This window comes from Cupriavidus sp. D384, assembly GCF_001652915.1.
Taxonomy (GTDB): Bacteria; Pseudomonadota; Gammaproteobacteria; order Burkholderiales; family Burkholderiaceae; genus Cupriavidus.
The window spans coordinates 102392-115314 of the sequence record NZ_BBQI01000090.1; the positions used below are offsets into that span (position 1 = coordinate 102392).

At 62.2% G+C, this 12923-nt stretch carries 17 protein-coding genes; 14 read left to right on the forward strand and 3 right to left on the reverse strand.

Features of this window, described 5'->3' with window-relative positions:
- Positions 1–21 precede the first annotated feature (21 nt).
- Both A9J21_RS18205 and A9J21_RS18210 read right to left on the reverse strand, forming a co-directional pair.
- Entirely contained in the window at positions 22–1011 is a 990-nt protein-coding gene (locus tag A9J21_RS18205) for a phage portal protein (RefSeq protein ID WP_066738146.1), read from the reverse strand.
- Positions 1008–2789: a terminase ATPase subunit family protein gene (locus tag A9J21_RS18210; RefSeq protein WP_066738148.1), complete on the reverse strand. Its 1782-nt coding sequence runs from the start codon at positions 2787–2789 to the stop codon at positions 1008–1010. Before A9J21_RS18210 ends, A9J21_RS18205 begins: the two co-directional genes overlap by 4 nt.
- A 137-nt stretch (positions 2790–2926) precedes the next feature.
- Between A9J21_RS18210 and A9J21_RS18215 the strand changes: the two genes are divergently transcribed.
- The 14 genes from A9J21_RS18215 to A9J21_RS31640 all read left to right on the forward strand — a co-directional run bounded on the left by A9J21_RS18215 (position 2927) and on the right by A9J21_RS31640 (position 11827).
- A complete protein-coding gene (locus A9J21_RS18215; RefSeq protein ID WP_066738150.1) occupies positions 2927–3787 on the forward strand; it encodes a GPO family capsid scaffolding protein in 861 nt (286 codons plus the stop codon).
- Between the two features lie 46 nt (positions 3788–3833).
- Complete coding sequence (locus A9J21_RS18220; RefSeq protein WP_066738152.1) at positions 3834–4859, forward strand: phage major capsid protein, P2 family; 1026 nt, start codon at positions 3834–3836, stop codon at positions 4857–4859.
- The gene (locus A9J21_RS18225) at positions 4856–5587 is read left to right on the forward strand and encodes a terminase endonuclease subunit (RefSeq protein ID WP_066738154.1); all 732 of its coding nucleotides are present in this window, start codon (positions 4856–4858) and stop codon (positions 5585–5587) included. The genes A9J21_RS18220 and A9J21_RS18225 overlap by 4 nt, the downstream gene beginning before the upstream one ends.
- A gap of 120 nt (positions 5588–5707) precedes the next feature.
- Positions 5708–6184, forward strand: a complete 477-nt coding sequence (locus A9J21_RS18230; protein ID WP_066738159.1) for a head completion/stabilization protein — start codon at positions 5708–5710, stop codon at positions 6182–6184.
- Positions 6184–6387, forward strand: coding sequence for a tail protein X (locus A9J21_RS18235; RefSeq protein WP_066738161.1), 204 nt, complete (start codon positions 6184–6186; stop codon positions 6385–6387). Before A9J21_RS18230 ends, A9J21_RS18235 begins: the two co-directional genes overlap by 1 nt.
- Before the next feature lie 25 nt (positions 6388–6412).
- Positions 6413–6802 carry a putative holin gene (locus A9J21_RS18240; RefSeq protein WP_066738163.1) on the forward strand — a complete coding sequence of 130 codons (390 nt, stop codon included), beginning with the start codon at positions 6413–6415 and terminating at the stop codon, positions 6800–6802.
- The gene (locus A9J21_RS18245; RefSeq protein ID WP_066738168.1) at positions 6799–7146 is read left to right on the forward strand and encodes a phage holin family protein; all 348 of its coding nucleotides are present in this window, start codon (positions 6799–6801) and stop codon (positions 7144–7146) included. The genes A9J21_RS18240 and A9J21_RS18245 overlap by 4 nt, the downstream gene beginning before the upstream one ends.
- The gene (locus A9J21_RS18250; protein ID WP_066738170.1) at positions 7124–7930 is read left to right on the forward strand and encodes an N-acetylmuramidase domain-containing protein; all 807 of its coding nucleotides are present in this window, start codon (positions 7124–7126) and stop codon (positions 7928–7930) included. The genes A9J21_RS18245 and A9J21_RS18250 overlap by 23 nt, the downstream gene beginning before the upstream one ends.
- The gene (locus tag A9J21_RS18255; protein WP_066738172.1) at positions 7927–8436 is read left to right on the forward strand and encodes a hypothetical protein; all 510 of its coding nucleotides are present in this window, start codon (positions 7927–7929) and stop codon (positions 8434–8436) included. Before A9J21_RS18250 ends, A9J21_RS18255 begins: the two co-directional genes overlap by 4 nt.
- Before the next feature lie 57 nt (positions 8437–8493).
- On the forward strand, positions 8494–8778 hold the full coding sequence (locus A9J21_RS18260) for a type II toxin-antitoxin system Phd/YefM family antitoxin (RefSeq protein ID WP_066738905.1): 285 nt from the start codon (positions 8494–8496) through the stop codon (positions 8776–8778).
- Positions 8778–9113: a type II toxin-antitoxin system RelE/ParE family toxin gene (locus A9J21_RS18265; RefSeq protein WP_066738174.1), complete on the forward strand. Its 336-nt coding sequence runs from the start codon at positions 8778–8780 to the stop codon at positions 9111–9113. Before A9J21_RS18260 ends, A9J21_RS18265 begins: the two co-directional genes overlap by 1 nt.
- A gap of 114 nt (positions 9114–9227) precedes the next feature.
- A complete protein-coding gene (locus A9J21_RS18270) occupies positions 9228–9668 on the forward strand; it encodes a phage tail protein (protein ID WP_066738176.1) in 441 nt (146 codons plus the stop codon).
- A complete protein-coding gene (locus tag A9J21_RS18275; protein ID WP_066738906.1) occupies positions 9665–10114 on the forward strand; it encodes a phage virion morphogenesis protein in 450 nt (149 codons plus the stop codon). Before A9J21_RS18270 ends, A9J21_RS18275 begins: the two co-directional genes overlap by 4 nt.
- 165 nt (positions 10115–10279) lie before the next feature.
- Positions 10280–11827, forward strand: a complete 1548-nt coding sequence (locus tag A9J21_RS31640) for a hypothetical protein (RefSeq protein ID WP_156545994.1) — start codon at positions 10280–10282, stop codon at positions 11825–11827.
- 59 nt (positions 11828–11886) lie between these two features.
- On the opposite strand, the gene A9J21_RS18285 is transcribed toward A9J21_RS31640, so the two are convergent.
- Positions 11887–12864 carry a hypothetical protein gene (locus tag A9J21_RS18285; RefSeq protein WP_066738181.1) on the reverse strand — a complete coding sequence of 326 codons (978 nt, stop codon included), beginning with the start codon at positions 12862–12864 and terminating at the stop codon, positions 11887–11889.
- Positions 12865–12923: the final 59 nt, after the last annotated feature.

A 12923-nucleotide genomic window follows, 5' to 3' on the forward strand; every position in this document is an offset into this window, starting at 1 on the left:
GCTGTTCATGATGACAGGCGTTCAAAGCTCATACCCCCCAAACCTAACCACCCCCTCCCCCACCCACTCATTCACCTCCATCAGCCGCTCCTGCAGCGGCTTCACCTCATTCCGCGCAAACACCAAAGCCGCCTTCTCAGCATCCCCGAACCCCCCAGTATTCGAAGGAATAATCCCCATCAACTGCGGCGGCACCCGATGCGCGGCCAGCTGGTCGTCACGCGTGACATTCTTGATATTCCAAAACTCATCCTTGGCAGCCACCTCGGACACGGGTATCAACTGAATCCCATCCTTCTTGCCCGAAGGCGCATACACAAACAGGTTCCGGAAATTCCCCGGACCCTTGCTGTTCTTCAACGCCTCACGCAGCGCGTCCACGTCTTCCTGCTTCTGCGCCGCGTCCGTCATATACAGGATGAACCCCGCATGGCTCCCGTTCTTGTAATACCGCCGCCGAAATAGCGTCGCCGATTCGTTCAGCCACGTCGCGTTCAGCGCCGACAGGTATTCCGGCAGGCCGTACACCTCCTGGTTAATGTCCGGCTCCATCAGATGGAACACGCTGCCAGGCTTGAACCGATGCACGTCCTGCATGTTCTGCACGAAGTAGTAGCTATCCAGATCCAGACCCCGCCGCATGTACTTCGCCAGGGCCGGCTCCAGCGCCACCGGCCGCCCCAGTACGTTGTCCCGCCGCTCCAGGTACCCGTTGCCGAATACCAGAAAATCCTGCACCCAGCGCGCGAACGCCGACCGCGACAGCAGTTTGTGCGGGATGAACGTCGACACCAGGATGTTCCGCTTCACGTAGATTGGCGAGCTGTTATGCACCGCCGCCCGGAACGTGCGCGCCAGGCCGTCCCAGGGCATGGGCGGCTCGAACCAGTCGCCCACGCGCAGGCATTCCACATAATCCAGCAGCTCGCGCCGATCCAGCACTGCCACCGGGTCGCCAAATGTGAACGCCTCCACAGCCCCGCCCTTCGCACGAATTTTCTTCCCACTCATGACATCTCCATAATGCTCGTATTCGTTGTGGTCACCCCCTCAAACGGCTCGTGCGCGATGGCATGCATGCACGCCCAGGCCAGATCCGCGTGGCTGGTTTCTTCAGACCGCCCAGCCTGGTAGGTGACACGCCCCCCGGCCGCCGTGGTGGTCTTTTTGATCGACATGAACGACGCAGCAAAGTCCGTCCACCCGGCATCGAACTCCAGCCGCCCCTTGCTGATCACGTCGTGCGCCTTCAGCACAAGGCCGGTCTTCACCTCCACGGAATAGGTAAAGCCCCGCGCATCGGGCCGGAACTTGCTGACGAGCTGGAACACCGCGTCGCCAATGCCCGTCCGGTCGATGCCGATGTACGCCACGCTGTACCGCTCGCACACTCGCTTGATCGCCGCTGCCTGCTCCTCGTAGTCGATGCCCCGGAACTGGTGCTTCTCCAGCACGCGAAACTTGCCGCCGGCCACCAGCGGCGGCGCCACCACCACCAGCGCGGCGCTGTCGCCGCCTCCCCCGTTCGGGTCATACCCTACCCACACGTCGCGGTTGCCAAACGGCCGCGGTGACCAGTGCCGGAAGTCCTCCCACACCTCCCAGCTATCCACCATGCAGCGCATCAGCATCGACAGCGGGAACACCGACGCCGCATCGTCGATAAACCCGCACATCAGCAGGTTCTCGAAGTCCGCATCGCTGTATTCCAGGCGCAGCTGCTCGATGTCGAACAGGTTGCAGCCGCCAGCAATCGCATCCTCCACGGTCACGATCTGCCGCCACTGGCCGTCCGCGCACCGCCGCCCGTCGCGCAAGTTCGCGTGGCTCACATCCACGCGGATGTGGTCTTGCTTCTTCCGTCCCCGGTTGAACAGCGCCCCCGACCAGAACGGGTACGCCTCATGCGCCAGGCTCGAAGGCGTCGAGAAATACGTCTGCCGCCATTTCGAGTGGATGGACATCCCCGACGCCACCTTCCGCAGCTCCTGAAAACGCTGGATCCAGAAGTACTCGTCCAGGTACAGGTTGCCGTGGTAGCTCTGCGCCGTGCGCGCGTTCGTGCCCAGGAAGTACAGCGTGGCACCGTTCGGCAGCACCATCGGGTCGCCCTTCAACTCCACGCCCACGGCATCCCTGGCAAACTGCATGATGTACTGCTTGAAGACGTGCGCCTGCGCCTTGCTGGCCGACAGGAAGATCTGGTTGCGCCCCGTGGTTAGCGCGTCCACCAGCGCCTCCCGCGCGAAGTACCACGTCGCCCCGATCTGCCGGCTCTTCAGGATGTTGCGGATCCGCTCGGCCAGGCCCGCCTCGTACCACACGCGCTGATACGCGAACATCGAATCCATGAACGCGTCCACCAGCTCGCCCTGCTGCTCCTCGCTGATCGCGTTGCGCTCCGCCTTGCGCCGAGGGCCCTTGTTGCGATTCGCCACCTTGGGATTCAGATCCACCTCGTTGCCGCTGGCCTCATAGCGCCGTACACGCGCCAGCCGCTCGATCTGGCGCCCCAGCAGGTCGATCTCCTTGTAGTCCTTGCCCTCCTTCTGGTCCTTGGCCACCAGCAGGGCCATCCGCGCCTCCAGGCTCGCGCCCACGCGCTCCACCGTGTCGGCCTTGTGCCATTCCTCGCGCCGCTTCCAGCTATGTACGGTCGCGGCCTTGATGCCGAGCATCTCGGCAATGCGCGCCACGCGGTATCCCTGCCAGTAGAGCCCGCGCGCAATGCGGCGCGGATCCATCTGCGGGTCGAATGGATGCGTGGAAATGGGCGGCAGCGTAGTCATGCCGCAACGCTACCGGTCGCGCGCACGCGTGCCACGCGGCCGATGTTGTCTGCCCGGCGCGAACAACACCGCGACGTTGCCCGCGCGAGTTCGCCTGCCCACCATGGCAACACCACTGATTCACCGACGAGAAAGCCATGGCCAGCAGCAAGCCCAAGTTCTTCCGCATCGCCACAGAAGGCGCCACCAGCGACGGCCGCGTAATCGACCGCCAGATGCTCTTGCAGATGGCCGCCAGCTACACGCCGCAGACGTACGGCGCCCGCATCAACCTCGAACACATTCGCGGCATCGACCCCAAGGGCATGTTCCAGGCCTACGGCGACGTCATGGCCCTGAAAGCCGAAGAGCAGCACGGCAAGATGCGCCTCTTCGCGCAGCTCGATCCCACCCCCGAGCTGGTGTCGCTAACCAAGGCCCGCCAGAAAATCTTCTGCTCGATGGAGGTGAACCCCGATTTCGCGGACACCGGCGAGGCCTACCTCACCGGCCTGGCCGTCACCGACAATCCGGCCAGCCTGGGCTGCGAGATGCTCCAGTTCAGCGCCAACGCCAAGGTCAACCCGCTGGCCGACCGCAAACAGGCCCCGAACAACCTGTTTTCCGAAGCCGTCGAAGTCGACCTGGACTTCACCACCGACGATCCCAGCGAACCGGCCCAGCCCACCCAACCCAACAGCGGCCTGGCCGCATCCATCAAGCGTCTGTTCGGCCGCGTCGACAAGTCCGAAGCGGGAAGCCAGGCGCAGCACGCCGATACGCGCGAGGCTGTCGAGCAACTGGCCCGCGAGATCCATTCGATGGGCGGCACCTTCACCAAGGTCACCCAGGCACTGGAATCCATCGCCAGCCAGGTGGACACCATCCAGTCCGAGCAGCAGAAGGACAAGGCCGATTTCTCCAGCCTGAAGACCGCACTGGAATCGACCGAGTCATACAGCCGCCGCCCACCCGCCACCGGCGGCGACGGTAGCACTGCCGCATCCACCGACTGCTGACCCGCTCATCACACCGCATCTCACCCCATTCCTCCGGAGCCCATCCATGCGCAACAACACGCGCCGCCTGTACACGGCCTACGAACAACGCGTTGCAGAACTGAACGGCGTGGACCGCGTCGACCGCAAGTTCAGCGTCATCCCCACCATCCAGCAGAAGCTGGAAACGCGCGTACAGGAATCGAGCGAATTCCTCTCGCGGATCAACATCATTGGCGTGCCCGAACTGGAGGGCGAGAAGGTAGGCCTGGGCGTTTCCGGTCCCGCGGCAAGTACCACCGACACGTCGAAGAAGGAACGCCAGACCACCGACCTGGCCGCGCTCGACAACCGCCGGTACCGGTGCGAGAAGACCGACTCCGACACGCACATCACCTACCAGCGCCTGGACACCTGGGCCAAGTTCGCCGACTTCCAGACGCGCCTGCGAGACGCCATCCTGCGCCGCCAGGCACTGGACCGCATCATGATCGGCTTCCACGGTACTGGCCGGGCCGCCACGTCCGACCGCAAGGCCAACCCGATGCTCCAGGACGTGAACACGGGCTGGCTCGAACACCTGCGCAAGGAAGCGAAGGAACGTGTCATGAGCGGCGCCAAGACGCCCGACAAGATCGTTGTGGGTGGTTTCGATGGTGACGAGAAGCGCGACTACGCCAACCTCGACGCCCTGGTCTTCGACCTCTGCAACAACCTGATCGCGCCGTGGTACGCCGAGGATCCGGATCTGGTCGTCATCTGCGGCCGCAAGCTGCTGGCCGACAAGTACTTCCCCCTGGTCAACCGCGACCGGGAGCCGACCGAAAAGCTGGCCGCCGACATCATCATGAGCCAGAAGCGCATCGGCAACCTGCCGGCCATCCGCGTGCCGTATTTCCCGCCGGACGCCCTGCTGGTGACCCGCCTGGACAACCTGTCCATCTACTGGCAGGAAGGCAGCCGCCGTCGCACCATCGTCGACAACGCCAAGCGCGACCGCATCGAGAACTACGAGTCGAGCAACGACGCCTACGTGGTCGAAGACTTCGAATGCGTGGCGATGGCCGAGAACATCGAGGTGGTCGACGTATGAGCAGCCCCGCCCGCAGCCACTTCCTGCGCATGGCCGCCGCGCGGTCTGCCGCCGACGCCGAGGCCGCCAACCCGCTCCGCCACGCCACCGGCTACGAGCTGATGCTGGCCCAGCTGGCAGAGCACAAGCGCGCCCTGAAGCTGATCCAGTCCATCGAACGCAAGGCCGACGCCAAGCGCACGATGCTGCCCGAATACCAGGCGTGGATCGAAGGCGTGATCGCCGCCGGCGCCGCCATCCAGGACGAAGTGTTCATGACCGTCATGGTCTGGCACATCGACGTCGGCGACTTCGCTGGCGCCCTGCCGCTGGCCCGCCACGCCATCCGCCACCGCCTCGCCATGCCCGATCAGTACCAGCGCACCACCGCCTGCCTGATCGCCGAGGAGTACGCCACCATGGCCATCAAGGCCGCAGAGGCCGGCGAGCCCGTGGATACCGACGCGCTCGCCGACATTGCCCAGCTCGTGGAGAGCGAAGACATGCCCGACGAAGTGCGCGCGAAGCTCCACAAGGCCATTGGCTACGCCAGCCTGACCGGCATCTCCGCCCTGCCGGCGGACCACCAGCAGCCCGCCCGGCAGGCCGCCCTTGCCCATCTGCAGCGCGCCCTGACGCTGCACGACAAGTCAGGTGTGAAGAAAGACATCGAGCGCCTCGAGCGCGAGATCCGAAACGCAGCCACCGCCGCACCGCCCGAAGGCAAGCAAGGCGACGGACCCGGCTGACCCCGAGCGTGACCCCGCGCACCAGGCGGCACGGGGTGTCCAAGGCCAGGCCACGCGCCGCCCCGACGGTCACCCCGTCCACCGCCTCCGCCGCCTCCACTGTTCCGACCAGGCCCAGCCATGTCTTCGTTCCTCGCCAACGCTCCCGCGCAACCCGGCCAGACCGTCATCGCCAACGACGGCTTCTTCCCCGCCATCGATGTCAGCGTCGCGATGGCCGCGATGCGCCAGGACGGCACCGTCAGCGCCGAGCGCCTGCGTGCCGCGCTGATCGAGGCCATCCTGTCGGTCAACGAAGACCTGGCGGCATGGCGCGGCGCCCAGCAGGCCGCCGGCCACGCCAGGCTCGAAGATGTGCCGGCCAAGATCGAGGGCACGATCGACGGCAAGCCGGCCCACGTCCACCGCTACCTGCGGGCCGTGTACTGCGAGGCCCGCGCCGGCCTGATCGAACGCTACCGGGACTACGACGCCACCGCCGCCGGCGACCGCAAGGCCGAGGCGCTGATGCAGGCCGTGGACGATCTGCGCCGCGACGCGCGCTGGTCGGTCAGCGATATCGTCGGCCGGCCGCGCAGCACCGTGGAGCTGATCTGATGCGCGCCATCGCCATGCAGGGCGACACCGTGGACGCCATCTGCCACCGCATCTACGGCCAGACCGCCGGCATCACCGAGGCGGTCCTCGAAGCAAATCCGGGCCTGGCCGGTCTCGGCCCGGTCCTTCCCCATGGCACGGTCGTGAACCTGCCAGACCTGCCACCCCGGCCGGACGTGAAGCGCGTCCAGCTGTGGGACTGACACCAATGACCAAGCAAGGACCAACATGGCTGAACCCATCTCCACCAGCTCGACGGCCGCCATCGCGGTAACCGGCGTCGGCGCCGTATCCCTGCTACCGGGCGTCGACGCCGCCACCGTGCTGGGCGCCTTCGCCGGCGCCGCCGTGTTCGCGCTGAATTCGGACGAGCTGTCCACCGGCAAGAAGGTCGCTTTCCTGCTGCTGTCCATCGTCATGGGCTGCCTGGCCGCCCCACTCGCGGCGACGCTGATCGCCCGCGTGCTGCCCGCCGATACGCACGTCAGCCATGGCGTTGGCGCGCTAATCGCCTCGGCGGTGCTGGTGAAGTTCCTGCTGGCCCTGATCCGCCTGGCCGACCGCAGCGACCGGCTGATGTCCCTGATCCGTGGTCACCATGAAAGGAGTGGCAAATGAAGCTGCTGTTCATTTTCCAGGCGCTGCTGTGCGCGCTGATCGCCGTCCGGCTGCTGCTGTTCCGCCGCGCCGGCGGCGTCCACCGGCCCTGGGCAGCCCGCCTGGCCTACGGCCTGATCGTGCTGACCGGCACCGGCGCCATCGGCGGGCTCTGCGGCCGCTACGAATGGGCACTGCTGGCCCAGAACGGCATCACGGCGGTGCTATGTCTCGCCATCTATGCCGTACGCGGCAACGTGGTCGAACTGTTCCGCATCACGGGGCTCGATGGCCCCGCCGATGGGGAATCCTTCCTGCTTCGCCTGCTCCGGAGATCTCGCCATGACGATCCTGCGACGCGGTAACGTCGGCGCCGACGTGCGCGAGTTGCAGCGCCTGCTGCGAACGCGGGGCGCCCAGATCGAACTGACCGCCGAATTCGACGACGCCACGCTCGCGGCCGTCGTCGCCGCCCAAACGCACTATGGACTGGTGGTAGACGGCAAGGCGGGCTCCAAGACGCTGCTCGCCCTGCAACTGGACGGCCGGCAGCCGGGCCAGCTCGGCGCCGACGACCTGCGGCGCGCCGCCGCCCAGCTCGAAGTCCCCCTGGCGAGCATCCGCGCCGTGAACGAGGTGGAAAGCACCGGCCCCGGCTTCCTTCCAGACGGCCGCCCGGTCATCCTGTTCGAACGCCACATCATGTACCGGCAAGTCCGCGCGCTCGGCCTCGATGCCGACGCCCTGGCCCGCCAGTACCCGAACATCGTCAACCCGAAACGCGGCGGCTACATGGGCAAGGCCGCCGAGCACATGCGCCTGGCCCGCGCCTCGGACATCGACCATGCCTGCGCGCTGGCGTCAGCGAGCTGGGGCCTGTTCCAGATCATGGGCTACCACTGGGAGCGCCTGGGCTACGCCAGCGCCGAGGCCTTCGCCGACGCCATGCGCCAGGGCGAAGCGCAGCAGCTCGACGCCTTTGTGCGCTTCGTCCTGGCAGACACCGCGCTTCATAAAGCGCTGAAAGCCCGACGCTGGGCGACCTTCGCCGCCGGCTACAACGGCCCGGCGTACAAGGACAACCTCTACGACGTCCGGCTGGCCCGCGCCTACGCGCGCTACGAGGCCCTGGAACGGGAGCCAGCATGAACCGCACCCTGGTCATCGCCCTGGCCGCCCTGCTGGCCTTCCTCGGCACCGCCGGCGCAGGCGCCTGGCTCACCCGCCAGTACCGCGCCGCCCAGCAGCGGGCCACGGCCGCCGAAACCCTGGTCGCCTCCCTGCGCGCCCAGCTCGACAGCACCGACGCCGGCGTGGTCGAGGTCATCCGCTATGTCGACCGCGTCAAGACCATCCGGCTCAAGGGCAACACCATCATCAAGGAGGTACCCCGCTATGTCACCGTCGAGGCTGATGCCGCCTGCACTGTGCCTGCTGGCTTTGTCCGCCTGCACAACGCCGCCGCAGCCGGCGCAATGCTCGATCCGCATCCCGGAGATCCTGATGCGGCCCCCTCAGGCGTTCCACTCTCTGCCGTCGCCGCAACCGTCGCCACCAACTACACCACCTGCCACGGCAACGCCGCCCAGCTGACCGCACTCCAGGACACCCTGCGCGCCCAGGGCGTGACTGTCATTGCGGAGCCCGAAAATTGACGGAGGACTATTAACGGTCTATATTCAGTCCGATATTTACTCATGCAGGAGTGCGTGATGCGCATTACAGATCACATCAAGCCGATCAGTTATCTCAAGAGCGAGGCCGCGCAGATCGTCAAAGACCTGACGGAATCGGGAGAGCCATTGATCATTACGCAGAATGGTGAAGCGAAACTCGTGGTGCAAGACGTGCGCAGCTACGAGGCCGATCGACAAACTCTGGCACTTCTGAAGATCCTGGCCCTCGGGCAAAAACAGATCGAACAGGAAAAGTTCTCCGATATCGACGATGTGTTCGCCGAACTGGATGAACTGGATCGCCAGGAGAAATCGCGCTGATGGCATCCCGATTTCTGAAAACGAAGCTTCTAGACAGCGGCAAGGCCGAACTCCTGAGGGTGCGCCGCTATGTCATCGAGGCATTTGGCATGGCCGTATGGGAAGAGTCCTATGCCCAGATCCGAGCATCCATCGAACGCATCCGGGAATTTCCGGAATGCGGCCATATCGTTGATGAACTCAGCGGCATCACCGCGAACAGGTTCCGAGAACTGCGTAGCGGCAAGAACCGCATTATTTACGAAGTGCGGGGCGACACCATTTATGTCCACCTGATTATCGATCAGCGCAGAGATCTGACAGCGCTATTGCAGAAAACCGCGCTGCAGATGTGACATCACGCGCATGTGTTGTGCCTCTTCGTGGCACAACACGATATCGATGAACGTAGCACATACAGCAGGCACGCTAAGGCGTCATGGATTTCCCGACCATAGACCCGCCAGCCCATGCGAAAGCCCGCCGAACTACGCGCTGCCATCACCGCCGCCATCCCCTACCTGCACCCCAACCCGGACAAACTGCACCTATTCGTCGAGGAAGGCCGCGTCGTTTCTACCAGCGCCAAGTCGCTCTCGTTCGAATACCAATACACCCTCAGCCTGCTGGTTACCGACTTCGCCGACAGCGCCGACGCCATCACGGTGCCAGTGCTCGCCTGGCTGCGGAAGAATCAGCCAGAGCTGTTCACCAATCCCGACAAACGGCTGGATGGGTTCAAGTTTGAGACGGATGTCTTGAATCACGATTGCGTGGATCTGCTGGTGAAGCTGCCGTTGACGGAGCGGGTCGTGGTGAAGGTGGTGGATGGGCGATATGAGTTCAGCCACGCGGCCGAGCCGGTGGATCCATACGACGATCCGTCCGGATGGAAGCTGCCCGCGCCATGAACGATCTGGAAGAACTGACCGCCTGGGCTGGGGCGCTGGTGCAGAAGCTGGACGCTCGGCAACGGCGGGCGCTGATGCGGGCGGTGGTAACGGAGCTGCGGCGGCGGCAGACGGCGCGGATTGCGGCGCAACGGAATCCAGATGGGTCAGCCTACGAGCCGCGCAAACCGCAGCTCAGGAAGAAGCAAGGCCGGCTGCGGCAGACGATGTTTGCCAGGCTGAGGATGGCGCGGACGATGAAAGCTCGATCGGATGCGGGTAGCGCGGTGGTGCTGTTTGCTGGCTACGCCGGGAGGGTCGCGGCGGTGCACCAGTACGGGCTGCGGGATCGGGTGAACCCCCGCGCTGGGCTGGAGGTGAAGTACGCGCGCCGGGAACTGCTGGGATTTGGTGAGGGTGACTTGGCGAGGTTGGCGGACGCCGTAGTGAGGCGATTGAGCGAATAGCGATCCGCGCACAACGCATTCCGACGCTGGAAGGACGCAAGCTACCCGCCCTTCGTCGAAGATTTTCCCCCGAATGACAGAATTCGATGCATCTTCATAAACCGCTGTTCGTCTATTCCCCAATGTTGATGTAATCTTCTGTCTTTACTGACAAAGTACTTCAGGATGTCTAACCAAGTTCAATACCTGAAAGCGAAAAAGTGTATCTTGGATACATTCCATCAGCATATGGACGCCATTCAGGCGGGCAGTGCTATTTCAGATGTAGAGATGGTTTCATTGCTAGATTTGGTGAACCAAACAATCCCTTGGCGGAAATCCAATCAGAAAGTCGCCATAGAAATGTTCCTGTTCGCTGGAGCACGAAGGTTTGATCGATGGACCGCCCCAACTCCATTTGTGGTCCCCCCCACACATCATCAAAACTTCATCAAATTCGTCAATGCCTTCAGAAAACAAGAAGGATCGGACACCGTGAATTGCCCGATCTTCGATCTACACGCTGTTAGGGACGATATTTTCATATTCTTTGATAAATCACCGCTTGAAAAAATCGAAGCGTCTGCGACGCATCAATTCCGCGATAGGATAAAGCGTGTAAGCCAGCCATTGACGGCAACAAAGAAAATCGAGTTCAACCAACAGCGTAATGAGCTGATGGGTATACTAGATGGACTGGATGACAAAAGTCTGCGCACTGAGCTTCGTTTCAGAGTACCGTACATTCTTCACAGGGAAAAACTACAATTGGATTTCGATTGGCACGGGGTCATGATGCAGGCCACAGTCGAACCAAATTTTTCCCCCACTAACGATACGTTTTTTCAGCCAGAAAATGGAGCGGCCGTTTCTGCCGGGGCTTCACGCTGGCAGGGGGGGACCTCACAAGTTGCTCTCACGTTGTCCTGCCTGTTAGACGGGAGCGCACGCACCGAACGCCTTCAGGCGATGCCAAATGCGGAACTTCCATCTGACGCATGGCCTCAGTCGTTCACCTGGGCATTCTCCATCTTCCATGATCTCTTCTGGACCCTGCGCGCCAAGAACATTGGACAACAAAACTGGATACCTTCCCCACGGGATATCTCCGATCTGACGCAGGTTTTTTCGACAGCGAAGATCGGGAAATTCGGATTGATTATCAAGGGATCTCCGGCTTCTCTGTATGAGATTTTCACGCCATCCTCTTCACCATTAAGCATTAATTTAGGCAAACTCCAGAGGCTTTCATGGTCCACAGAATGTCGTACTCGCGCCGACATGTATCTGGAACTCGGCGATACCAACGAAGCCCTATTCTGGATGAACGTCGCAACGGAAGCGCTCATCGCAGAAAGGTTCACACAGATTGAATCGTGGACACAGCGCCCAGGACTAGCCGAGAGTCTAGGTAGCCCCAAGGAATTCTGGGCAGACGCAGAAGCGATCGTCACAAAACAGTTTCCCGAAATGCAAGGAAGAGTGAAATGGCCGACAACCCCGATTCACGCGAGCGTGTTTGGAAAACTCAAGGCACTCTACCGTCTTGTGCCAATGTCGACATCGTGCGATGAACTTATCACGAAATACCGAATAATCTCAGGTCAGCGCAATGACCTATTCCACGGGAAAACCACTGAGAGAGTCTCAGTTTCCACCATACAGGCCGCTAGAGAAGCTTTGAATTGGATCGACCAGCGCATGCGTCCGCAGCACATGCCGACTACCGATTGAACTATCGTACTGGGATCCTCTATCACGTCAGCCGTGGCGTCTAGCGGGCAGTTGCCGCCCTACTTTTGTCGCCTGGCCTCCTCGCGCAGCATGCTATGCACAACACGGTGGCAATTTGCGCATAAGCACTGCACGTCATCGAGAGTTGTCACATGCCCGCTCTCCATCTTGCTAACGTGAGTTTCTGCGTGATGCACTTCGATACACGATTCGGCATGCTCCTCATCGTAGTGCTTCGCGGGATCGAAACCACATCGCTCGCATCGCAAAGCTCCGTGGAGTCGACGAAACTGAGCCTTCTTTGCTTTGGATAGTCCCGCTGCCCTCTCCCGCTTGAGATGCGACACTAGCCGAGGTTTTCCCTCATGCCATTCCTTATCCGGATCCGTCTCCGGCTGAGAAGGTTCGACCGAATCTTTTGGGACCACGGCATAGCCTGCTTCACGCAAAATGCGAAAACACGCGGACGACTCTCCACCAGAGAAGTGCTTCGGCTCAACAGTCTCGCCGCCTAAAGCCATCGATAGAGCGACCCCGAAAACGGCCTTCGGGGGAAACCTCCGACCATCCTCGGTAAGCAGGTCGTAATCCGTCGAAGGTGCAAACACATGTTGAGCGGTACCTTCCCTGAACTGTCGGACCGCCTCAAACAAATGTTCGGCAGTTACCTTTTCGAGCACGTCGACTGGCCAGCGATTGCTGTCTACGATCTGGTAACGGACGAATTTGTAATTTGCGCCCTTGAGCTTTCGTTCTGCCTCCTTCAACAAGAGGTCATCGAAGTAGGCGATCCATTTAGTCTCCAGGACCAGTGCTTCCACAGTCAGATCCAGCCGGTGCTTTGTGGAGAGCGCGACAAAGCCATCCGAAGGGTTCTTCGCCGCCAGCAACCTAGATGCCGTGGCGTAGCCACCATCGGCATTCAGCATCTTGATGAACTGGTTGGGTGGGTATCCCGTGTCTCTTTTTGCTTCAGCAGCCTTCTCACGCAAAAAGGCGGTAAAACTCTCGTCGGTTGCTCTATCCATTTTCGCCATGTGGTCACCTCCTTGGAGATCTGCGAGTGCTTTTATTCTGCGGACGCATTCTATCGCCC